Annotated in this window: 19 protein-coding genes; 15 read left to right on the forward strand and 4 right to left on the reverse strand. The window is 64.9% G+C overall.

The genetic code is table 11. The features are described 5' to 3' along the window. Nucleotides 1-6 precede the first annotated feature (6 nt). The 8 genes from cmk to ABIE56_RS16410 all read left to right on the forward strand — a co-directional run bounded on the left by cmk (nt 7) and on the right by ABIE56_RS16410 (nt 8232). The gene (gene cmk, locus ABIE56_RS16375; RefSeq protein ID WP_247435536.1) at nt 7-684 is read left to right on the forward strand and encodes a (d)CMP kinase; all 678 of its coding nucleotides are present in this window, start codon (nt 7-9) and stop codon (nt 682-684) included. 173 nt (nt 685-857) lie between these two features. Beyond that, nucleotides 858-2531: a 30S ribosomal protein S1 gene (gene rpsA / locus ABIE56_RS16380; RefSeq protein WP_429244857.1), complete on the forward strand. Its 1674-nt coding sequence runs from the start codon at nt 858-860 to the stop codon at nt 2529-2531. Nucleotides 2532-2617: 86 nt separating this feature from the next. Continuing rightward, nucleotides 2618-2917, forward strand: a complete 300-nt coding sequence (locus ABIE56_RS16385) for an integration host factor subunit beta (protein ID WP_247335824.1) — start codon at nt 2618-2620, stop codon at nt 2915-2917. A gap of 97 nt (nt 2918-3014) precedes the next feature. Further along, nucleotides 3015-3275, forward strand: a complete 261-nt coding sequence (locus ABIE56_RS16390; protein ID WP_429244858.1) for a lipopolysaccharide assembly protein LapA domain-containing protein — start codon at nt 3015-3017, stop codon at nt 3273-3275. Beyond that, nucleotides 3272-4444 carry a lipopolysaccharide assembly protein LapB gene (gene lapB / locus ABIE56_RS16395; protein ID WP_429244859.1) on the forward strand — a complete coding sequence of 391 codons (1173 nt, stop codon included), beginning with the start codon at nt 3272-3274 and terminating at the stop codon, nt 4442-4444. Before ABIE56_RS16390 ends, lapB begins: the two co-directional genes overlap by 4 nt. Then, on the forward strand, nt 4441-5478 hold the full coding sequence (locus ABIE56_RS16400) for an MraY family glycosyltransferase (RefSeq protein ID WP_429244860.1): 1038 nt from the start codon (nt 4441-4443) through the stop codon (nt 5476-5478). Before lapB ends, ABIE56_RS16400 begins: the two co-directional genes overlap by 4 nt. After that, nucleotides 5465-7363, forward strand: coding sequence for a polysaccharide biosynthesis protein (locus ABIE56_RS16405; protein WP_429244861.1), 1899 nt, complete (start codon nt 5465-5467; stop codon nt 7361-7363). Before ABIE56_RS16400 ends, ABIE56_RS16405 begins: the two co-directional genes overlap by 14 nt. Continuing rightward, nucleotides 7360-8232, forward strand: coding sequence for a UTP--glucose-1-phosphate uridylyltransferase (locus ABIE56_RS16410; protein WP_429244862.1), 873 nt, complete (start codon nt 7360-7362; stop codon nt 8230-8232). The genes ABIE56_RS16405 and ABIE56_RS16410 overlap by 4 nt, the downstream gene beginning before the upstream one ends. Nucleotides 8233-8368: 136 nt before the next feature. Here ABIE56_RS16410 and ABIE56_RS16415 read toward each other — a convergent pair whose 3' ends face one another. Continuing rightward, entirely contained in the window at nt 8369-9946 is a 1578-nt protein-coding gene (locus ABIE56_RS16415) for an amidase (protein WP_429244863.1), read from the reverse strand. Between the two features lie 102 nt (nt 9947-10048). Here ABIE56_RS16415 and ABIE56_RS16420 point away from each other — a divergent pair, with 102 nt between their 5' ends. Continuing rightward, nucleotides 10049-10753 carry a c-type cytochrome gene (locus ABIE56_RS16420; protein ID WP_429244864.1) on the forward strand — a complete coding sequence of 235 codons (705 nt, stop codon included), beginning with the start codon at nt 10049-10051 and terminating at the stop codon, nt 10751-10753. 4 nt (nt 10754-10757) lie between these two features. Beyond that, entirely contained in the window at nt 10758-11981 is a 1224-nt protein-coding gene (locus ABIE56_RS16425; protein ID WP_429244865.1) for a c-type cytochrome, read from the forward strand. Here the strand turns inward: ABIE56_RS16425 and ABIE56_RS16430 are convergent. Further along, on the reverse strand, nt 11954-12484 hold the full coding sequence (locus tag ABIE56_RS16430; protein WP_429244866.1) for a mismatch-specific DNA-glycosylase: 531 nt from the start codon (nt 12482-12484) through the stop codon (nt 11954-11956). The genes ABIE56_RS16425 and ABIE56_RS16430 overlap by 28 nt on opposite strands. A gap of 71 nt (nt 12485-12555) precedes the next feature. Here ABIE56_RS16430 and ABIE56_RS16435 point away from each other — a divergent pair, with 71 nt between their 5' ends. Next, a complete protein-coding gene (locus ABIE56_RS16435) occupies nt 12556-13665 on the forward strand; it encodes a mechanosensitive ion channel family protein (RefSeq protein ID WP_429244867.1) in 1110 nt (369 codons plus the stop codon). A 192-nt stretch (nt 13666-13857) separates the two neighbouring features. Further along, nucleotides 13858-14412 (forward strand): DUF1003 domain-containing protein, encoded by a 555-nt coding sequence (locus ABIE56_RS16440; RefSeq protein ID WP_429244868.1) that lies wholly within the window; start codon nt 13858-13860, stop codon nt 14410-14412. Between the two features lie 144 nt (nt 14413-14556). On the opposite strand, the gene typA is transcribed toward ABIE56_RS16440, so the two are convergent. Both typA and ABIE56_RS16450 read right to left on the reverse strand, forming a co-directional pair. Further along, on the reverse strand, nt 14557-16404 hold the full coding sequence (typA, locus tag ABIE56_RS16445) for a translational GTPase TypA (RefSeq protein WP_429244869.1): 1848 nt from the start codon (nt 16402-16404) through the stop codon (nt 14557-14559). Between the two features lie 127 nt (nt 16405-16531). Then, nucleotides 16532-18745: a pilin gene (locus tag ABIE56_RS16450; protein ID WP_429244870.1), complete on the reverse strand. Its 2214-nt coding sequence runs from the start codon at nt 18743-18745 to the stop codon at nt 16532-16534. 197 nt (nt 18746-18942) lie between these two features. Here ABIE56_RS16450 and ABIE56_RS16455 point away from each other — a divergent pair, with 197 nt between their 5' ends. The 3 genes from ABIE56_RS16455 to ABIE56_RS16465 all read left to right on the forward strand — a co-directional run bounded on the left by ABIE56_RS16455 (nt 18943) and on the right by ABIE56_RS16465 (nt 22182). Beyond that, nucleotides 18943-19713: a hypothetical protein gene (locus ABIE56_RS16455; RefSeq protein ID WP_429244871.1), complete on the forward strand. Its 771-nt coding sequence runs from the start codon at nt 18943-18945 to the stop codon at nt 19711-19713. An 87-nt stretch (nt 19714-19800) separates the two neighbouring features. After that, on the forward strand, nt 19801-21549 hold the full coding sequence (locus ABIE56_RS16460; RefSeq protein WP_429244872.1) for a 3-hydroxybutyrate oligomer hydrolase family protein: 1749 nt from the start codon (nt 19801-19803) through the stop codon (nt 21547-21549). 126 nt (nt 21550-21675) lie between these two features. Next, nucleotides 21676-22182 (forward strand): peptidylprolyl isomerase, encoded by a 507-nt coding sequence (locus tag ABIE56_RS16465; protein ID WP_429244873.1) that lies wholly within the window; start codon nt 21676-21678, stop codon nt 22180-22182. The last annotated feature ends 142 nt before the right edge of the window (nt 22183-22324 follow it).

Consider the following 22324-nt stretch of genomic DNA (forward strand, 5'->3'; position numbering starts at 1 on the left):
TATCCCATGGCCCACGCGCCCGTCCCCGTCCTCACCATCGACGGCCCCTCGGGCTCCGGCAAGGGCACCATCAGCCGCCTGGTCGCCGAGAAGCTCGGCTGGCGCATGCTCGATTCCGGCGCGCTGTACCGGGCGGTGGGCTATGCCGCAGGCGCCGAGGGCATCGATCTCTCCGATGAGGAGGCCGTGACCCGCTGCGCCCAGCACATCAAGATCCGCTTCCAGGCCAGTCCCGATGGCGGTGAGACCCATGTGCTGGTCAACGGCCACGACGCCACCGACGAGCTACGCACGGAAACGGCAGGAGCGGCAGCCTCGGCCATCGCGGTGATTCCCTCTGTCCGGCAGGCCCTGGTGGACCTGCAGCTGGCTTTCCGCAAGGCCCCGGGCCTGGTGGCCGACGGCCGGGACATGGGTACGGTGATTTTCCCGGATGCCCCGTTCAAGGTCTTCCTCACCGCCAGTGCCGCCGAGCGTGCGAAAAGGCGCTATAAGCAGTTGAAGGATAAGGGGCTCAGCGTTACACTTGCAGGCCTGCAACGGGAAATCGAGGCCCGCGACCAGCGTGATGCGTCGCGGCCCGTCGCCCCGTTGAAGCCCGCCGAGGGCGCCGTCGTCATCGATACGACCGGCATGCCCATTGAGGTGGTGGTAGCAAAAGTTTTCGCCGTGGTGCGCCCGTAGGGCGCATTCGGCACATCGCCCGCGCAGTGTGCGCGGGTTCTTGGCAACGGTGCCCGGGGGCTCCATGTATGTGGCCCCTCCGTAAGCACCCACAACCGGTGGGTCCCTCGTCCGCTCGCGTTCACTGATGCACGCCTGCGCCGGGTACGGCCTTTCATAACCCTGGAATCAACATGACTGAAAGTTTTGCCGAACTGTTTGAACAGAGCCAGCAGGCCATTTCGAAGCTGAAGCCCGGCTCCATCGTCACCGGTATCGTTGTGGAAATCCGCAATGACGTGGTGGTGATCAACGCTGGCCTGAAGAGCGAAGGCATTGTTCCTATCGAGCAGTTCAAGGACGAGAACGGCGCTCTCGAAGTAGAGGTTGGTGACGAAGTCAAGGTCGCGCTCGATGCGCTCGAAGACGGCTTCGGTGAAACCAAGCTCTCCCGTGAGAAGGCCAAGCGTTCGATGGTGTGGGACGACCTCGAGCAGGCGTTCGACAAGGAAGAGACCATCACCGGCAAGATCTCCGGCAAGGTCAAGGGCGGCTTCACGGTCGATATCAAGGATGTCCGCGCGTTCCTGCCGGGCTCCCTGGTCGACGTGCGTCCGGTCCGTGACCCCGTCTACCTCGAGGGCAAGGACCTCGAGTTCAAGATCATCAAGCTCGACCGCAAGCGCAACAACGTGGTCGTCAGCCGCCGCGCCGTCGTCGAGACCGAGTTCTCCGAAGAGCGCGAGAAGCTGCTTGAGCGCCTCACCGAGGGTGCGGTCGTCAAGGGTGTGGTCAAGAACCTCACCGATTACGGCGCATTCGTTGACCTCGGCGGCATCGATGGCCTGCTGCACATCACCGACATGGCGTGGAAGCGTGTTCGCCACCCGTCGGAAGTCGTCAACGTTGGCGACGAGCTGGACGTCCGCGTGCTGAAGTACGACCGCGAGCGCAACCGCGTTTCGCTCGGCCTGAAGCAGCTCGGCGACGATCCGTGGGTCGCGATTGCCCGCCGTTACCCGGTCGGCAGCCGCCTGTTCGGCAAGGTTTCGAACGTGACTGATTACGGTTGCTTCGTCGAGATCGAGCCGGGCGTGGAAGGCCTGGTGCACGTTTCCGAAATGGACTGGACCAACAAGAACGTCAACCCGGCCAAGGTCGTGCAGGTCGGTGACGAGACGGAAGTCATGGTCCTGGACGTGGATGAAGAGCGTCGCCGCATCTCGCTGGGTATCAAGCAGACCCGCTCGAACCCGTGGGAAGCCTTCGCCGCCATGCACAAGAAGGGCGACAAGGTGTCCGGCCAGATCAAGTCGATCACCGACTTCGGCATCTTCATCGGCCTCGATGGCGGTATCGATGGTCTCGTCCACCTGTCCGACATCTCGTGGCAGGCCTCGGGTGAAGACCTCGTCCGCAACTTCAAGAAGGGCGACGAAGTCGAAGCCGTGGTGCTCGCCGTGGATCCGGAGCGTGAGCGCATCTCGCTTGGCATCAAGCAGATGGAGCAGGATCCGTTCGGTCAGTTCATGGCCACGAACCCGCGCGGCACGGTCCTGACCGGTACGGTCAAGGAAGTGGACGCCAAGGGTGCGCTGGTTGACCTGGGCGAAGGCGTCGAGGGCTACATCCGTGCCAACGACATCGCCAAGGAACGCGTTGAAGACGCCACCCTGCACCTGAAGGTGGGTGACGCTGTCGAGGCGAAGTTCACGGGCATGGATCGCAAGGGCCGCCAGCTGCAGCTGTCGATCCGCGCGAAGGACGAGGAAGAGCTGGCCGATACCATGGCCGACTACCAGTCCGCTGCCGGTGGCACGACCAAGCTCGGCGCGCTCCTCAAGGAGCAGATGAACAAGGCCGACTAAAAAGTCGGAGTGAGGGGCGGGAAATCCGCCCCTCACTTGTTGTAACCTGTTGTTTGCGTCAGCTTTATCGAAGAACCAGGGGACCCATGACCAAGTCGGAACTGATCGAGGCGCTGGCGCGGCGCCAGACCCACCTTGCCTTCAGCGATGTGGAACTTGCCGTCAAGAGCGTGCTCGAACAGATGAGCCATGCCCTTTCCACGGGCGAGCGCATCGAGATTCGCGGCTTCGGCAGCTTCGCGCTGCACTTCCGTCCGCCGCGCATGGGGCGCAACCCCAAGACCGGTGAGGCGGTAGCCCTGCCAGGTAAGCATGTGCCTCATTTCAAGCCGGGCAAGGAACTACGCGAACGCGTAAACCTGGCCCTCGAAGACGCCGCTTCCTAAGCGGCGTTTTTTTTGGGCGCAACCTTTGGCCCTGAAAACTGTACAAATTCCAAACCGTTCCACCCCAACCCTTTCATGATTCGGGTACAGTCGCCGGATGCGTCTGATCGTCATACTTTTCCTGCTGTTGTTCGCCGCCGCCGGCATTATTTTCGGCGCGCTCAACGCCGACCTCGTGCCCTTCGATTTCGGGTTCACCCGGGCGTCCCTGCCCAAGGGTGGTGCCATGCTCGCCTTCCTGCTGGTCGGCTGGGTGCTGGGTGGCCTCACGGCGTGGCTGGGCACTTCGTTCGCCCACCAGCGCAAACGCCGCCGAGCCCTCGGCGACCGCAAGGTAGCCAGCGCGAAAGCCGCATGAACCCGATCTGGTTGTTGGCGCTCGTACCGCCCATTGCATTTGCCTGTGGCTGGTGGCTGGCACGCCGTACCGATGCCCGGCGCTCTGGCGCGCGCGTCAACGAACTTTCCTCGGATTACTTTCGTGGCCTGAATTACCTGCTCAATGAAGAGCAGGACAAGGCGCTCGAAGTATTCCTGCGCCTGGCCGAGTACAACCGGGATACGGTCGAGACGCACCTGGCCCTGGGTAACCTGTTCCGCAAGCGCGGCGAGGTCGATCGGGCTATCCGCCTGCACCAGCACCTGGTTTCGCGTCAGGGGCTGTCGGATGAAATGAAGACGGTCGCCTTGCTTGAGCTGGGCGAGGACTACATGCGTGCGGGCCTGCTCGATCGCGCAGAAACACTGTTTTCCGATCTGGTGGCCATGGATGCACTGGCGCCGTCGGCGCTGCGCCATCTCATTGCGATTTACCAACACGAGCGCGAATGGCACAAGGCCATCGACCACGCCCGCCGGCTCGAGGCCATGACGGGCGAAGAAGAGGTCGCCATGATCGCCCAGTTCTACTGCGAGCTTGCCGAGCAGTCTCGCCAGCACGGCGCCCGTACTGAGGCGCGCGATTACATCCGCGAAGCGTTTGCCTGCCAGGCCGATTGCGTTCGCGCGCACATGATCGCCGGCCGGCTTTCTTCGGAAGACGACGACATGCCCAGCGCAATCGCCTCGTACGAGGCAGCGATCGCGGCGGATATCGCGTTTGTGCCCGAGATCCTGCCGCCGCTGCTGCATTGCTATGCACGCTCGCAGCAGATGGATCGTGCGGAGACGTTCCTGCGCGAGATCATGGTGCGTTACCACGGCATCTCGCCGGTGCTCGCACTCACCCGGCTTTATGAAGGGCGCGATGGTGAGCGCACCGCGATCGATTTCCTGACCGGCCAGCTGCGCAAGCGGCCTTCCGTGCGCGGACTCATGGCGCTGATTGATGCCACGATGGACAAGGTATCCGGCGAGGCGCGCGAGAACTACCTGATCCTGCGCGACCTGACCCGCAAGCTGCTCGAAGGCCAGGCCATGTACCGCTGCAGTCGGTGCGGGTTTGGCGCAAAAGCGCACCACTGGCAGTGCCCGAGCTGCAAGAACTGGGGCACCGTACGGCCCATCCACGGTGTTGCCAACGAATGAGCCTGTCGTTGCCCGACCCGCACGTGTTCGCCGCGGGCTGCCTGCTTGTCGCTTTCCTCGTTTCGTTCGCCAGCGTGCGGGCGGCCATCGCCTATGCTCATCGCAAGGGCATGCTCGATGTGCCGGGGCAGCGGCGCTCGCATAGCGTGCCTACACCGCGCGGGGGCGGCATCGGTATCGTCATCGGTACGCTCGTGGGCATGCCTGCGGCCTTGCTGCTCCTTCCGCCGTCACCGGGGGCGGGGGTGGTCGGCGCGTTCACGGTCGGGGTGATCGCCATTGCCGCCATCGGCTGGCTGGATGACCATGGCTCACTGCCGATCAAGCCCCGGCTGCTGATCCAGGTGGCGGCCACCCTGCTTTTTTGCGTGGCGGTATCCAGCCATACCGCCAGCGTGTGGTGGGCGGTTCCGTTAGTTCTTGCGGGGGTGTGGTGTATCAACCTGCACAATTTCATGGACGGGATAGACGGCATGGCCGCCATCCAGGCCATGTTCTTTGGCGGGGCCACGGCCCTCGTCGCGGCGAGCGCGGGGGCCTACGGGATCGGCATTGCCGCGGCGGCACTGGATGCCGCGGCCCTGGGGTTCTGGTGGTTTAATCGGTCCCCGGCCCGCATTTTCATGGGCGATGTGGGCAGCGCCACGGTCGGCTTCATCGTCTTCGCCCTGACGGCCATGCTGTGGGCCTGGCGCACCGACCTCTTATGGCCTGAACTCATCCTGTCCTCGGTCTTCGTCATCGACGCGACCTTGACGCTGCTCGTGCGAATCCTGCGTGGTGCTCGCTGGTACACTCCACATCGCGAGCACCTGTACCAATGGCTCGTAAGGCGGGGGGAAACCCATACAAGGGTGGCGACGGGCTACCTGGTCTGGAATCTTTTCGTTTGTGTACCCAGCGCATGGATCGCGCTCCGCCATCCGGCGGTGGCGCCCGCATGCTGCGGGGTGGCCTACCTGCTGGGGGCAGCGGCCTGGCGTACTGGCAAGCGGTCGTGCTTGCGTCGAAGGGAGCGACATGTTTCTGCGTAAATTCATAGGCATCATCCACCCTCGCACCGCCGTCGTCGCGCACGACCTGGCCATGGCGGCATTCGCATGGTGGATTGCGAAATCGCTGCGCTACGCGCTGATGCCCGAGTCCGCGCCGGTTACCTACCTGCCCATGGAATTCCCGCTGGTCCTGCTCGTGCAGGGCGCGGTGTTCAACTGGACAGGTCTCTATAAAGGCGTCTGGCGCTTCGCCAGCCTTCCCGATCTGTGGAACATCATCAAGGCCACCGTGATCGGCTCGCTGATCATCGGCCTGGCCATGGTCATGTACGCGCGCCTGGATGGCGTGCCGCGCTCCGTGCTGCTGGTGTACCCGGTGGTGCTGGTGGTGCTGCTGGGCCTGCCGCGCCTCAGTTACCGGTTCTGGAAGGACAGCCGCATCGACCTGTTCCAGTCGGTGCCGACCAAACGCGTGCTGATCGTTGGCGCAGACCGCGCCGGCGATGCGCTGGCCCGTGACCTGCGCCGCGACAGCCGCTACAGCGTCATCGGCTTTGTGGACGATAACCTTGCCTTGCGCGGTGCGCAGATCGGCGGCGTGCCTGTGCTGGGTACGGTCGATCAACTGGCCGAGCTTTCCAAGGCTGTGGCGGTGCAGATGCTGCTGATCGCCGTGCCGGGTGCCACCACGGCGCAGATGCGCCGTATCGTGGCGTTCTGCGAAAGCACGGGCTTGCCATTTCGCACGGTGCCGCGCCTGGAAGATGTCGTCGCCGGTCGCGCGCAGTTCAACGAGATCAAGGAAGTGGCGATCGAGGACCTGCTCGGACGCGACGCAGTGGAACTCGACTGGACGGCCATTCGCGAGACCATCAGTGGCCGTCGCGTGCTGGTCACCGGTGGTGGCGGTTCCATTGGCTCCGAACTGTGCCGCCAGGTCGCTCGCCTGGGCGCGGCGTCGCTCACCGTCGTCGAGATGTCCGAGTACAACCTGTACCGCATTGGCCAGGAGCTCACCTCGGCGTATCCCGAGCTGATCTTCAACGGCGTGCTCACCGACGCCCGTGAATCGGTCGCCGTTAACCGCCTGTTCGAAGAGACCCAGCCGCAGATCGTTTTCCATGCCGCCGCGTACAAGCACGTGCCCATGCTCCAGGGCCAGCTGCGCGAAGCATTCCGCAACAACGTCCTGGGCACGCGCGTGGTGGCCGATGCCGCCGTGCGTTGCGGCGCCGAGACCTTCGTACTCATCTCCACCGACAAGGCGGTGAACCCGACCTCGGTCATGGGTGCCTGCAAGCGCATGGCGGAGATCTGGTGCCAGAATCTCGCGGCGCATACGGCGACACGTTTTATCACCGTGCGTTTCGGTAACGTCCTGGATTCGGCCGGTTCCGTGGTGCCGCTGTTCCGCCGGCAGATTCGCCAGGGCGGCCCGGTGACCATCACGCACCCGGAGATTTCGCGCTACTTCATGACCATTCCCGAGGCCTGCCAGCTAATCCTGCAGGCGGCCACGCTAGGGAAGGGCGGCGAGATCTTCGCGCTGGACATGGGCGACCCGGTGAAAATCCGCGATCTGGCTGAACAGATGATCAGGCTCGCGGGCAAGCGTCCCGGTTCTGACATACAGATTGTCTACACAGGTTTGCGTTCGGGCGAGAAGCTGTTCGAAGAACTGTTCCACCCGCTGGAGAATTACACGAGCACCACCCACGCCAAGATCTTCCAGGCCCAACACCGCCAGGTCTCGTGGGATCTGCTGCAAACGCAATTGGGCCGCGCCGAAGAGGCGGTGTGGGCCTTTGACGAAGAAACCCTGCGTCGGTGCGTATCGCAGCTGCTGCCCTCGTTCCGCTGGAGCGAGCCGCAGGTCGATAACGTGCTGCCGCTTCGCCGCAACGAAAGTGGAGACATCGCATGACCCAACCCCTGCGCACGGTGGTATTTCCGGTGGCTGGCCTCGGTACGCGCTTCCTTCCCGCGACCAAGGTGGTAGCTAAGGAGATGCTCCCGGTGCTCGACCGCCCGCTCATTCAGTACGCCGTGGATGAGGCCGTCGACGCCGGTGCCGACACGCTGGTGTTTGTCACCAACCGTTACAAGCACGCCATCGCCGACTATTTCGACAAGGCCTACGAGCTGGAAGAAAAGCTGGCGGAAAAGAACAAGGAAGAGCTGCTCGGCATCCTTCGCGGCATCCTGCCGCCGCGCGTCCGCTGCGTGTTCGTGACCCAGCCCGAGGCCCTTGGCCTGGGCGATGCGGTCCTGCGCGCCAAGGCCGTGGTGAACGAGGAATATTTCGGCGTGATGCTGCCGGATGACCTTATCTGGACGAAGGGCCGTGGCGCCCTGGGCCAGATGTCCGACCTGGCCTACAAGGAGCACGCCGGCGTGATCGCCGTCGAGGAAGTGCCCGAGAACGAGACGGACAAGTACGGCGTGGTAAAGCTCAGCGCCGAGCTCAACGATCGCACGGGCCGTATCGAACACATGGTGGAGAAGCCGAAGCCGGCCGATGCACCGTCGAACCTCGCCGTGGTTGGCCGCTACGTGCTGCCGCGCGAGATTTTCGGCTTCCTGGAGCGCACGCGCGCGGGCGCCGGTGGCGAGATCCAGCTCACCGATGCGATCGAGAACCTGCTGAAGGACAAGGGCCAGGTGCTGTCGTACAAGTTCGAAGGCACGCGCTTCGATTGCGGTAACAAGGCGGGCCTGGTGCGGGCTACGCTGGCGATGGCTCTGGAAGATCCCAAGCTGGCGCCCATCGTTCGCGAATACGCGGCGATGTAAGACGAAAAGCCCGGCTATCGCCGGGCTTTTTTTTAGGAACCCACCCTGTGGGCAACATCTTTCGCAGCGGCGCCGCAGGTGCAGTTGCACCAACGCGAACCGCATCACTTGCAAGGTGAGTTCCTACATCTGCGGGTCAGCGCACCGGCAACGTCGGCAGGAACTTCGGCCGCTGGAACGCATTAGCCTTCTGCTCCACGCCATAGGCGATCGCGATCAGCGTGGGCTCGCTCCACTTCGCGCCGAAGAACACGACGCCTACCGGTAGCTCGTGGGCGAAAGCGACGGGCAGGGTGATCGACGGATAACCCGAAATGGCGGCAGGCGCGGACACGCCGCCGACGGTCGGATCGCCGCTGACCACGTGGTCTCCCAGGACGAGATCGTTCACGAACGCCGGGCCCCAGCTCGGTGCGAGCAGCGCATCGAGCTGATCCTTCGCCAGCGCCGCGTCGATGCCTTCCGGACCCGCAAGGCGCTTATTCTTCTCGACGATCTCCTTGTACTTCGGATCGTCGAGGTCGCCCTTTTCCTGGGCCATGAGGAACAGCTCCTGGCCGAACCACGGCATCTCCTGGTCCTTGTGCGCCTCGTTGAAAGCAATAAGGTCGGCCAGCGTTTTCATGGGCTGGTTCGGGCGCGTGGCGAGGTAGGCGGCGATGTCGTGCTTGAATTCGTAGAGCATCACATCGAGCTCGTGTTCGCTGAGTTCCTTCAGGTGCGGGATCTCGACGTTATCGACCACGGTAGCGCCCTGGGCCTTCAGTAACACGATGGTCTTTTCCAGTGCGGCATCGGCATTCGGTTCGATGCCGGCGAGCTGGCGGACGATGCCGATGCGCTTGCCACGCAGTGCGTTGGGGTCGAGGAACTTCGTGTAATCGGTGGCGTGTTTGTCGGCGTCTTTCGTCGCCGGGTCGCTCGGGTCGCTGCCGGCGATGGCGCTGAGCACCGTGGCGGCGTCGGCCACGCTGCGGGCCATGGGGCCGGCGGTGTCCTGGCTGTGCGAGATGGGGATGATGCCGGTGCGGCTGACCAGGCCTACTGTCGGCTTGATGCCGACCAGGCCGGTCATGGAAGCCGGGCAGATGATCGAGCCATCGGTTTCGCTGCCGATGGCGACGGTCACCAGGCCGGCGGCTACGGCGGAGCCCGAGCCTGCGCTGGAGCCGCAGGCGTTGCGATCGAGCACGTACGGGTTGAGGGTGAGGCCCGCGCGCGCCGTCCAGCCGCTGGTAGCGTGGTTGGAGCGGATGTTCGCCCATTCGCTGAGGTTGGCCTTGCCCAGGATCACCGCGCCCGCCTTGCGCAGCCGGGCGGCGACGGCGGAATCCTTCGGTGCGGTGCTGCCCGCCAGGGCCAGTGAGCCGGCCGTGGTTTGCATGCGGTCGCCCGTGTCGATGTTGTCCTTCAGCAGGATGGGAATGCCCGCGAGCAGCCCCTTGCCTTTGCCGCTGGTTTTGCCGGCGATGGCCAGCGCATCGGGATTTGTCTCGAGCACGGCATTCACCCGCGGGCCGGCCTTGTCGATCGTCGCGATGCGATCCAGGAAGAGCTGGGTCATGCCGGTGGGCGTGAGCTCGCCGCGGGCGTAGGCCTTCTTGAGCGTGGCGATGGAGGCAAACGCATCCTCTTCGCTGGCATCGCGCGCGTGGGCGGCGAGCGGTAGCAGGAGTGCGAGCGCGACAACGAGCGCGTGGCGGTGCTGCGGCATAAGGTCTCTCCCCCGGTGGTCCGGCCGATGGTAGCCCAGTGGCCCCAGGCCGTGTGGCTATACTCAGGCAACACCCAAGGTGGACCCCAGGGGAGCAGGCGGATGCGACGTTCGTTCGGATGGACCGTGCTGGCAGTGTTTGCGCTTGCGTTTGCGGCGCACGTCCAGGCGCAGGAGGCCCCTGTGCCCGATACGCTGGAGCAGCGCATTGCCGCCTGTGCCAGCTGTCATGGTCCCCACGGCGAAGGTGGCCATAACGCCTTCAACCCCCGCCTGGCCGGCAAGCCCGCCGGTTACCTGCTTCGCCAGATGCAGGATTTCCAGAAGGGCCTGCGTCACTACGAGATCATGGAGAACATGGTCGCGCCGCTGGATGAGCCGTACATGCGCGAGATCGCGGCGTACTTCGCCGGCCAGCAGGTGCCGTACGAGAGGCATCCGACCCCGGCCATGTCGCCCGCGGCCATGGCGCGCGGTGAGCAACTGGTCACGAAGGGCGATGCGGCGAAGGGTGTGCCCGCATGCATGGCATGCCACGGCCCGAACCTCACGGGCGTGCAGCCCGATATCCCGGGTCTGGTCGGCCTCCCATACGACTATGTCAGCGCGCAACTAGGCTCATGGCGCACCAACACACGCAGCACGACAGCGCCCGACTGCATGGCCACCGTGGTCAGTCGCCTGACCGATGCAGACATCAGCGCCGTCTCGGCCTGGCTGGCCTCGCGCCCCGTGCCGCCCGACGCGCACGCGGAACCCGCCGGGAGCGTCAAGCCGCCCCTGCGTTGCGGCGTACTGGGAGGCTGACCCGATGAAGACCGCCCTCCAGATCGCCGCGCTATTGCTAGCCCTCACCGCCTGTAGGAGTGCGCTTGCGCGCGATGCTCTTACCGAAGGCCAATACCTGACCACCATCGGCGACTGTGCCAGCTGCCACACCGCCCGCAACGGCAAACCCATGGCCGGTGGCCGCGTGGTGCCCACGCCATTCGGCGCCATCCCATCGCCGAACCTCACGCCCGATCACGAGACCGGGCTGGGCACATGGAGTGCCGAAGATTTCTACCAGGCACTGCACAGCGGCAAGGCGCACGACGGCACGTCACTGTATCCGGCGTTCCCGTTCACCTCGTACACCAAGGTGACCCGGGCCGATAGCGATGCGATGTTCGCCTATCTGAAATCGCTGCCCGCGGTGCGCAACCCTGATACGCCGAACACGTTGCGTTGGCCGTACCGCATGCGCTCGCTCATGGCGACGTGGCGGTTGATGTACTTCGACGAAGGTGAGTACCAGCCCGACCCGAAGCAATCCGCGTCATGGAACCGCGGCGCCTATCTCGTCCAGGGCCTGGGCCATTGCAACGAATGCCACGCCAACCGCAACAGCTTCGGTGCGATGGTGACCGATCCCTTCCTTGCCGGCGGCCTTATCCCGGTGCAGAACTGGTACGCGCCTGACCTGTCGATGGGTCCGGAGGGTGGCCTTGCAGGCTGGAGCGAAGCCGATGTCGTGGCACTGCTTAAAACGGGCCGGTCATCGAAGGGCAGCGCACTCGGGCCCATGGCAGAGGTAGTGCTCAAGAGCACGCAGCACCTGAACGATGCCGACCTCGCTGCCATCGCCACCTACCTCAAGACGTTGCCGCCGCGCGCCCCGGTGCGTCAGCGTGGCAACGCCGTGGATGCCGCACAGGTGGCCCAGGCGGGGCAGAAGGTATACGCGCAGCACTGCGCGGACTGCCATGGCGCCGACGGCCGCGGCAAAGGCGATGCGTACCCGCCGCTCGATGGCAATGTCAGTGTGACCGAGCCGACCGGCATCAATGCGATTCGGGTGGTGCTGTCCGGCGGTTTCGCGCCGGCCACGGCTTCGCATCCGCGGCCTTACTCCATGCCGCCATTCGCGCAGGTGCTTACCGACGATGATGCGGCTGCCGTGGTTACGTACATCCGCCACGCGTGGTCGAACCGCGCGTCATCGGTGTCACCGAACGATGTGCGCGCTTACCGGTCGACGCCGGGCGGTATCTGAAGCACCTCATCCGCCATCGCTTGCCAGGTCGCGATGTTCCACGAGCCGCGGGCCTGGCCGGAGGGTGAGGGGAGTACCCACACGCTCGCGCCGCCGAAGGGCTCGCTTTGCCGTCCGGTCGCAATACCCTTGCCGAGCGCGGCCATGCCTGCCTGCTTGCTCGTAAAGGCGATGATGCGTGGTGCGAACGCCTGGACCTTCGTGCGCAGCGCTTCAACATCGAATGCATCGCGCGGCAGCTGATTATCGTTACCGTGATGGTATTTCGCGAGGTCGGTAAAACCGATGCCATAACCAGGCATCAGCGGGTACTCCGCCGGCGCGAGCAGGCGCGGCGTCAATCTCACCGCATGCAGCGCACGCCAGAACATGTTGCCCGGATGCGCGTAATAGGCCCCATCGCGCGCGGAGCGCGTACCCGCCGCCGTGCCGCAGAACACAAGGCGCAGGCCCGGCTCAAGCACGTCGGGCAGGATGTGTTGCGCGGAATCGGCATCGCTCATGCGGCTACTTTAACCTGCGTTTGATGCGCCACAACAAAGCGTCGACATACTAGCCATTAGGGTAGGGGCCCATGAACTCCTCCGACTGGATGCCCGACATCTCGCATCCGTGGACGCGTTTTGCGCTGGTGATCATCATCGCGCTCGTGGTCGCGGGCCTCATCCACCGCGCAGCCGACGCATTATTGCGCCGGTTCGCGATACGCCACCCCATGGGCGCAAGCATCGTGGCCAGGGCGAACGCGCCACTGGAAGCGATCGTGCCATTGGCGATGGTTTTGTTGGCCTTTCGTGTAGCACCCGACGAGCCGGCCCGGCTGATTGATGGGCTGGAACACCTGCTCGGCGTGTGCCTGATTGGCGCATGCACCTGGTTCCTCGTGCGCTGTATCGGCGCGGTCGAGGCCACGGTGTCGCGCTTCAATCCGATCGACCTGGAAGACAACCTGCGTGCCCGGCGCTTGCAGACGCAATCGCGGGTTCTTGCGCGAACGGGCATGGTGGTGACCGTTGTTCTGGGTATTGGCGTTGCCCTGATGACATTTCCGGCCGTTCGTCAGTTCGGCGCAAGCCTGCTGGCTTCGGCGGGTATCGCGGGCATCGCGGTGGGCCTTGCCGCCAAGCCGGTGCTGGGTAACCTCATCGCCGGCATCCAGATCGCGCTGACCCAGCCTATCCGCATCGACGATGTCGTGATCGTCGAGGGTGAGTGGGGCAAGGTGGAGGAGATCACCAGCACCTACGTGGTGGTGAAGATCTGGGACGAGCGGCGGATGATCGTGCCGCTGCAGTACTTCATCGAAACCCCGTTCCAGAACTGGACGCGCACGTCGTCGCAGATCCTTGGCTCGGTGCTGCTGTGGTTCGACTATGGCCTGCCCCTGGAGCCGCTGCGCGGCGAGATGGAGCGCATCTGCAAGGGCGCGCCCGAATGGGATGGCCGGGTCATGGTGATGCAGGTGGTGGACAGCAACGACAAAGGCATGCAGATCCGCGCCCTGGTCAGCTCGTCCAACTCCGGCAAGTCGTTCGACCTGCGCTGCAAGGTACGCGAAGGCCTGATTGCGTTCGTCCGCCGCGAATTCCCAGCCTACCTGCCACGCCTGCGCGGCGATCTCGAAAGCCAGGTCCGCGGTGTCGAAGACGCCCCAGTCCCTTTCACCGCCAAACGAGCTGGGTAGGCGCCGGGATGCTTCTGCGCGCCACGTGACGGGGCGCGGCCTGATCGCGCGCCCCCTAGCTTTTGTAGGAGCGCGCTTGCGCGCGATCCGGTGTATGACAAGGCTGATCGTGCACAAGCGCACCCGTACAAGAGCGGGCACACGCCAGCGGTATAGTGTCCGCCATCAGGCACGCCGCCCGGAGTTTTAGCCATGTCCAGCAACGAACACACCCCTGAACACGCTGCCCACCGCTGGTTCGCCAAAAGCCTCGATGATCTGGGACACGCCGAGCGCCACCTGCTCGATCGCCTCATGCAGCGCAAACTGGTCACGGAGAACATCAATGAGGTCTTCCGCGATGACATGAGCTTCGGCGAGCGCCTGGCCGACAAGGTCTCGCGCTTCGGCGGCTCGTGGACCTTCATCATCGTGTTCGCGTTGATCCTGGTGGGTTGGACGGGGGTGAACAGCTGGGTGCTGCACAAGCCATTCGACCCGTACCCTTACATTTTCCTCAACCTGATGCTGTCGATGCTGGCCGCCGTGCAGGCGCCAGTGATCATGATGAGCCAGAACCGCCAGGCGGCGAAGGACCGGATGGACGCGACGAACGATTACAAGGTGAACCTGAAGGCCGAGATCGAGATCATGGGCCTGCACGAGAAGCTGGACCAGATGCGTAACGACCAGCTGCAGCTGATGCTGATGAAGCAGCAGGAGCAGATCGATCTTCTCTTGAAGCTGGTGCGCGAGCGGGGGGATTGATTGGGCCCGCTTTTGGGCGCGATCGGCTCATTCGCGCCAGCGAATGAACCGATTCGCTAGCGCGAGGCCGGGGGCGATGCCGTTCGGATATGCACAAAAAAGCCCGGCTTTCGCCGGGCTTTTTTGTGGGCTTGCGGGTGGTGATTAACCGCCGCGCGAGGCCTTCTTGCGATCCTGTTCCGTCAGGTGCTTCTTGCGCATGCGGATTTCCTTCGGCGTGACTTCGACCAGCTCGTCATCGTCGATGAAGTCCAGTGCCTGCTCCAGGGTGAACTTGGTCGCCGGGGTCAGCTGGATCGCATCGTCCTTACCGGAGGCGCGCATGTTGGTCAGCGGCTTCGGCTTGATCGCGTTCACGGTCAGGTCGTTGTCCTTCGCGTGGATACCGATCAGCTGGCCTTCGTACACCGAATCACCTTCGGCGGCGAACAGCTTGCCGCGCTCCTGCAGCGGGCCAAGCGAGTAGGCCGGAGTGTTGCCCGCAGCGTTCGCGATCATCACGCCGTTCTGGCGCTTGGCGATCGGTGCCGGGGTGTACGGGCCGTAGTGCTTGAACACGTGGAACAGCAGGCCCGAACCCTGGGTGAGGGTCTTGAACTGGTTCTGGAAGCCGATGAGGCCGCGCGCCGGGATTTCATACTCCAGGCGCACGCGGCCCTGGCCGTCGGAGACCATGTTCTTCAGGTCGCCCTTGCGGATGCCCAGGCGCTCCATGACGCCACCCTGGTGGATCTCTTCGATATCGATCACCAGCTCTTCGATCGGCTCCATCTTCTGGCCGTCGATTTCCTTGAGGATGACTTCCGGACGCGACACGGCCAGCTCGTAGCCTTCGCGACGCATGTTTTCGATCAGCACCGAAAGGTGCAGCTCGCCGCGGCCCGAGACCAGGAACTTGTCCGCATCGGAGCCGTCTTCCACGCGGAGGGCGACGTTGTGCACCTTCTCGCGATCCAGGCGCTCACGCAGCTGGCGGCTGGTGAGGAACTTGCCGCCCGAGAGATCCTTGTTGCCGACGAACGGCGAGTTGTTGACCTGGAAGGTCATGCTGATCATCGGCTCGTCGACGCTCAGTGCCGGCAGCGCTTCCGGGGTATCCAGGGCGGTGACGGTGTCCGAGATGGTGAGGTCGGGGATGCCCGAGATGGCCACGATATCGCCGGCTTCGGCGGTGTCCTGCTCAATGCGCTCAAGGCCGAGGAAGCCGAGCACCTGCACGACCTTGCCCTGGCGCTTCTTGCCGTGGCGATCGATAACCGAAACCGGCATGCCCTTCTTCAGGGTGCCGCGCTGGATGCGGCCAATGCCGATGACGCCGACAAAGTTGTTGTAGTCCAGCTGGCTGATGCGCATCTGGAAGGCGCCTTCCGGATCCACGTCCGGCTTCGGCGCGTGCTTCATGATCGCTTCGTACAGCGGGGTCATGTCGCCTTCGCGCACGTTCTCGTCCAGCGAGGCGTAACCGTTCAGCGCCGAGGCGTAGACGATCGGGAAATCCATCTGCTCGTCGGTGGCGCCGAGCTTGGCGAAGAGGTCCCACACCTGCTCGACGACCCACTCCGGACGCGCGCCCGGACGGTCAACCTTGTTGACGACCACGACCGGCTTGAAGCCCATCGCGAAGGCCTTCTGGGTGACGAAGCGCGTCTGCGGCATCGGGCCGTCCATCGCGTCGACGAGGATCAGCACGGTATCGACCATGGACAGCACGCGCTCGACTTCGCCGCCGAAGTCAGCATGTCCCGGGGTGTCGACGATGTTGATGCGGTTCTTCGCACCCGTCTTCTTGTCTTCCCAGGTGATGGCCGTGTTCTTGGCCAGGATCGTGATGCCACGCTCCTTTTCCTGGTCGTTCGAATCCATGACGCGCTCGGCGAGCACGGTACGCTCGTTAAGCGTGCCCGACTGCTTCAGCAGCTGGTCGACGAGGGTGGTCTTGCCATGGTCGACGTGGGCGACGATGGCGATATTGCGCAGGAATTCGATGGACATGCGTCGTGCACCGGCTTCACAGCCGGGCGGCCTCTTTGGGATGGGAAGCCGACGATTATAAAGACTTTTTCGAACTTTCGCATGACGGCGCCGGGGCCACGTCTCGGGCCCCGGCGCGACCGGCTATTTACGGCTCGATGGGCTCATCCCGGCAACTGGCCGGGAGGTATTTCGGGTCAATCCCCTCGGCCGAACAGCGCCATTGCACGCTTTTGCCCTCGACACTGGGGGTCAGGACCAGTTGGCCGCCTTCCAGTTTCTGGTTGGTCTTATGGGGCGGGGTAGTGTCGAACGTACCGATGATCTCGCCACCGGGGCCGATTTCCACGCTGCCCAGGTAGTCGCCGCCCAGGCTTTCCGGGGCGCCCAGGCCAGCCGCGCTGTTGGTTGCGGGGAACTTGCCGCTGGCGAGGCGCTTGCTGGCCACCGCCTGCTGAACCTCCTGCATGCCAGCTTGCGCCGCCGAGACCTGGCTACGGATGATGTAGGCCTGGTACTGCGGGATAGCGATGGCGGCGATGATCGCGGCCGTCGCCACCGTGGCCATGCCCGTGGCGCCGCCGCCGGCACCGGCGATCTCCACCGGGGACTGCTCATACGTGACGGAAAGGCCAAGGGTCTCCTTGTCGATTTCCAGCCCCGCACCGATCACCCCCTTGTCGGGCAAGCCCAGGGTATGGGCCGAGGGTAGGGCGGCGATGTCGCCATCCGAGCCGGCCACTCCGGTCATCGCCTGCAGGATCGACAGGTAGGTGTAGTACGCATCGCGCTGGGCGCCATGGCTGGTGGCGGCAAAGCCGGCCACGGTGCGCTGGCCCTGGTAGGCGTGCGCCTTGAACCAGTCCTCCATGGAGGCATCGGGACCGGCTGCCGAGCGATCCGACAGGGCCTGGGGCACCTTGGCGAAGATCGCCCAGTCGCCTTCCTCGGTCCACCAGCCGCGGCCGCCCGTGCGCGCCACGACGCGCATCAGGTTCTGCATTTCAGGCGGGGTGTTCGGCTGTAGGACGTCATCCGCGCCATTGGGCGCGGTCATCCAATGAACCTCCTCGCCATCGACCTTGACGGTGCCGGTCTTCCAGCCGAACTGGGCGTTCTGGGCAAGGCGGTCGTGCCAGGCCTTCCAGTCGCGCACGCGCACGGCGGTATAGGTGCCCGCGTCATCGGCGAAGAACACATATTCGGGGCCGAACCAGCTGAAGTAGTCGGTCGGCGCCATGTGCAGGCGCTTCTGCAGCGTGTCGCCGAACTCCTGGATCTTCTTCGCCCCCTCCGGCCCGAAATCGAGGTTCAGGTTGGCGTCCATCGCCTTCCAGCCCTCGGCCGTGGGTGCTGACAGCGTAAAGGCCCAATGGGCTTCGCCCACCGTCTTGAAGGTGGGTGCGAACGAGGTGGGGGCGAGGTACTGCAGCAGGCGGGCCTGCGGCGAGTGGATCAGGAGCTGGAGCTGGCCGCGGCCGTTGACGGTACCCGCGCCGAAGGCGATGGCATCGGCCTTGGAGGCAAAATCAGCGGGCAGCTTGCCCAGCGACGAGTCACCCGCCTGTGCGGCGGCAACCGCGCCGATGCCGCGCACGGTGACCCAGCCGAAGAAGCCTTCGCCGCTGGTGTCGATGCGTGCTTCGAGGGCGCTGAGCAGGGGCGGCACGGTGCTCGCGCTGGCTTTGTAGATGTCCGCCGCGAGGCCGGTCAGCGCCTGCGCGTCCATCGGCTCGTTCTTGCCGACAGGGACTGTGCTGGCGAGCCACAGGCGGTGCTGGGCCACATCGAAATGGACGGCGGCCGAGCCGCCCGCCAGCATGCCGTTGCCCTGCGCATCGAGCGGTGCGGCCAATAGCTTCTCGTCACCGGCCAGGCTGGCCAGGCGCGCGTTCAGCGCATCCACGCTGGGGTAATCGACGAGCGCCGTGGCCATCATGCGCGATGACGGCGACGGAATGCCGAGCGGATCGACCAGCGCGATTTCCACAGGGGAGCGCAAATCGCCGAGCAACAGGTTAAGCGCCGGCGCGACCTTCAGCTCGGCGAGCAACGTGTCCTTCGACAGCGCATCGCGGATCTTCCCGATGGCTTCGATGTGCGCCTTGGCCGAGAGCGCCGCATCGAGCGGCCGGCCGTTCGGCACGGCATTGAGCATGCCCCACGGCGAAGGAATGCGGACATAGGCCACGGTCTGCGCGGGCAGGTGCTGGCGTAGCCACGCAGGTGACGAAAGGGCGGCTTGTGCGGCGGCCACGGCCTGCGGATCGGCGCGGGGCGCCTCATCTTTCTTATGGCAGGCCGCCAGGCCCAATGCGGCGGTAATGGCTGCGGAAAGCAGCACGGTACGACGGGCAATCATTGCTCGGTATCCCCTGGGTTCGTCCGGCTCCTGCCGGGAAGCCGGAGCATAGCGTGCGCAGGGAGTGCTGTGGTGCTGCGCACCCGAATACCTTGTAGGAGCGCGCTTGCGCGCGATAGGTTGCTGACGCCCAGGCCAGGTATGTATCCACGCCTCGTCCTGTCCTATGCTGCGCATCCGCAGAACAGGGAACGTCCATGCGTTATCGAATCACCGCTGCAGTATTGGCTGCGCTGTTGCTCATCGCGCTCTCGGTGCCTGCAGTGGCGCAGAACCGCCCGGGCATCGACGAGTTCATTCGCCGCGCGAACGCGGTCATCGCCGCACAGAATCCTGCCGGGCCGCCTTTGCCCGCATCCGACCCGCGTGTACAGGCGCTTCTGGCGTCCGCCAGTGCCAAGACTGTTTTCGGACAGGGGCCGGACATGGCCCAGGATCTCGATCGGCTGACGTTGCTCAGGCAGACGCTCGGCAAACTTGTGCGTCCGTACGTGCTCGAAGGCATCGCGCCGGGCGCAACCGACATGCAGGCGGCGATTGCCGCGAACATCAGGAAGTACGAAGCGGTGCTTGCCCCGCTGTCCGCGCTTGCGATGGATGGGGGCGCGCACGCCTTGTCAGCAATGTCAGCGCATACCGGATCTCTGGCGAAAGGGGACCGCGAGTCGGTGATGAAAGACATACGGGAATTGCGCCAGGCCGAGATACAGATGTACACAGGCTTCCTCACGATGATGCCCATGTATGAGGATGGCCCTCTCGCGATGCATGTTGCCATGCTTGCGGCCGCCTCCGACTCAGCGCCTGCCGTCGCTCGCGCGTTGACCGTGCCGCAGCGCAGGGATATGTACTTCAAGGTCGTTCGCGCGGCGGCCTTCAGCAAGCCCGACGAGTCGGCACGGTTCGAGAGCATCAAGCAGGCGTTCGACGGCAAGGAGTGCGTTGGGCTGTGTGCATTCGGCGAATAGTTGGGCGCGGGTGATCTCGCAAGCGGACTCGCGGCGATCCGGATGAGTCGGTATCGTTAGCCGAATGCAGTAAAAGGACGCGGCGCGGTGACCGATACGTTTGGCGAAGTGCGGGTAACCCTTCATCGCGGTGGCGATGACCTGCTGAGTGCGGGCCTGGGTTTGCGCGGGCTTTCAGGTGTACCTGCGAGGTTCGTATCGCCTGCCGCGCCCACGCCAGAAGAACTGCGCCGGCGGGCCATCCAGAGCAGTTGGCGAGGTATCGCGGATCTCGGCCCGCTGGGTGGCTTCGGCAGCATCTACGGCGACGTGCCTGATGTGCCTGGTCGCGAATTCACCACGTTCGCACGGCTCCCCGGTGCGCGGCATCCGCATCGCGTGCTCGTCCAGGTGCCGGATGCGTTCGACCGGCAGAGGCGTTGCCTGGTGGTGAGCGCGTCATCCGGGTCGCGCGGCATTTACGGATCGATCGCGCTCGCCGGCGGGTGGGGGCTGCCGCGTGGCTGTGCCGTGGTCTACACCGACAAGGGCACCGGGGCAGGGTATTTCGACCCTGCGGATAACACGGGTGTCGCTCTCGATGGCACGCGTACGAACGCGGGGCGCGACGAGCTGGAGTTCGAGCCGAAGGGCTTGTCGTCCGACGCAGGCATCGCGGCAAAGCACGCGCACTCAGGCGATAACCCCGAAGCGGATTGGGGTCGCCACGTGCTGCAGGCCGTACGCTTTGGCCTGGCGATGCTCGATCGCGCCTTCCCCGACGAAGCACCGTTCACGCCGCAAAACACGCGCATTATCGCGACCGGTATTTCCAACGGCGGCGGGGCGGTGTTGCGTGCCGCTGGCGACGATGCCGAAGGGTTGCTATCCGCCGTGGTCGCCCTTGAGCCCAACATCCATGTCGAAGGTCACGGCCGCGCGTTTTACGACTATGCGACGGAAGCGGCCGTGCTGCTGCCGGCGGCACTGGCGGCGCCGGCATTCGACGGGGTGCCATTCGCTCGCACCGGCATCGCATCACCACCTGCCTGGGCCTTGCGTGGCGCAGCGCTACGCGCGCACGGCAAGCTGGAAGGCAGTACCCCTCAGGCGCAGGCGGCCGACGCGCTGGCGCTGCTGCGTGCATCGGGCTGGCGCGATGAGGCGTTGAAGGTGGCCGCGTCGTCCACGTGGCTGGATCTGTGGCGCTCGGTCTCGGTGGCGTACGCCTCAGCGTATCTCCGGCGTGAGGCCGGGCATATGCCTTGCGGGTTTTCGTACGAGGTCCAGCGTGTGGCGGGTGTCGCGACCCCGGCGGATGCGATTCTCCGCGCCGCCTGGTGGGCCGACGGTTCGGGCGTGCCGCCGCATGCAGGCATCAACCTGGCCGGCGGTACCGATCTGTCGCTGGATCCAACGCTGCCGGGTTGCCTGTGCCTGCGCGAGCTATGGACCGGGCAGGGGGATGATGCGCGAAAGCTGCGCGAGGGTTTGGCCGCCACGGCGGCGGCCCTCCCGCGCGAGGGCCTGCCCATCCTCGTCGTCCACGGCACCGACGACGGCCTGATCCCGGTGTCTTTCAGTTCAGAGCCCTACGTCGCGTGGCTTCGCGCCCACGACCGCTCACCCGTGTTCTGGAAAGTCCCCCACGCCCAGCATTTCGACGCCTTCCTGGCCTTCCCGGATTTCGGCGACCGCCACGCGCCGCTGCTGCCCTTCGGCTACGCGGCGCTGGACCGGGCCTGGGCGCACCTGGTCGAAGGCAGGGCCCTGCCGGAGGACGCCCTGGTCCGCGATACCCGGCCCCGTGGCCCCGGGCCGGTTACCGCCAAGACCCTGGCCTTGCCGCCGGGCTAATCCTTTCATCACGCAGTGCCGCTTGAGTTCTTTGGCCTCGGGCGCCATCTTCGTTAGCCTTTGCAGCCCCCCTGGGTCCGGCGCAATGAGCGTTTGACCGAATATCAACGAGTTACAGGAAATACGATGACCATTAACGTCACCATGAAGACCAACAAGGGCGACATCCACCTGCGCCTGCACGACGACAAGACCCCGATGACGGTGGCCAACTTCGTGAACCTGGCCAAGCGTGGTTACTACGACGGTCTGTCCTTCCACCGCGTGATCGCCGATTTCATGGTGCAGGGCGGCTGCCCGGAAGGTTCCGGCCGCGGTGGCCCGGGCTACCGTTTTGGCGATGAGTTCGACAGCAGCCTGAAGCACGACAAGCCGGGCATCCTCTCGATGGCCAATGCCGGCCCGGGCACCAATGGCTCGCAGTTCTTCATTACCCACGGCCCCACCCCGTGGCTGGACGGCAAGCACAGCGTCTTCGGCGAAATCCTGGGTGCGGAAGACCAGAAGGTGGTCGACGCCATCCGCCAGGACGACACCATCGAGAAGGTGGAAGTCTCCGGCGACGTGGACGCCCTGCTCGAGAAGCAGGCCGCCAAGGTGAAGGAATGGAACACGGTGCTGGACGCTCGCTGAGCGCCCCGGGCCCTGTTTTGATGGAAACGCCGCCCTCAGGGGCGGCGTTTTTTCTTGTGTAGGAGCGGGGGGGGGGGGGGGGGCGGGGGCCCCCCCAGCAACCCTCGCCGGGCGCTGCGCGCCCCAACGGGGGGGGGGGGCC

It is taken from the genome of Luteibacter sp. 621 (genome assembly GCF_050435445.1).
In the GTDB taxonomy this organism is placed as follows: domain Bacteria; phylum Pseudomonadota; class Gammaproteobacteria; order Xanthomonadales; family Rhodanobacteraceae; genus Luteibacter.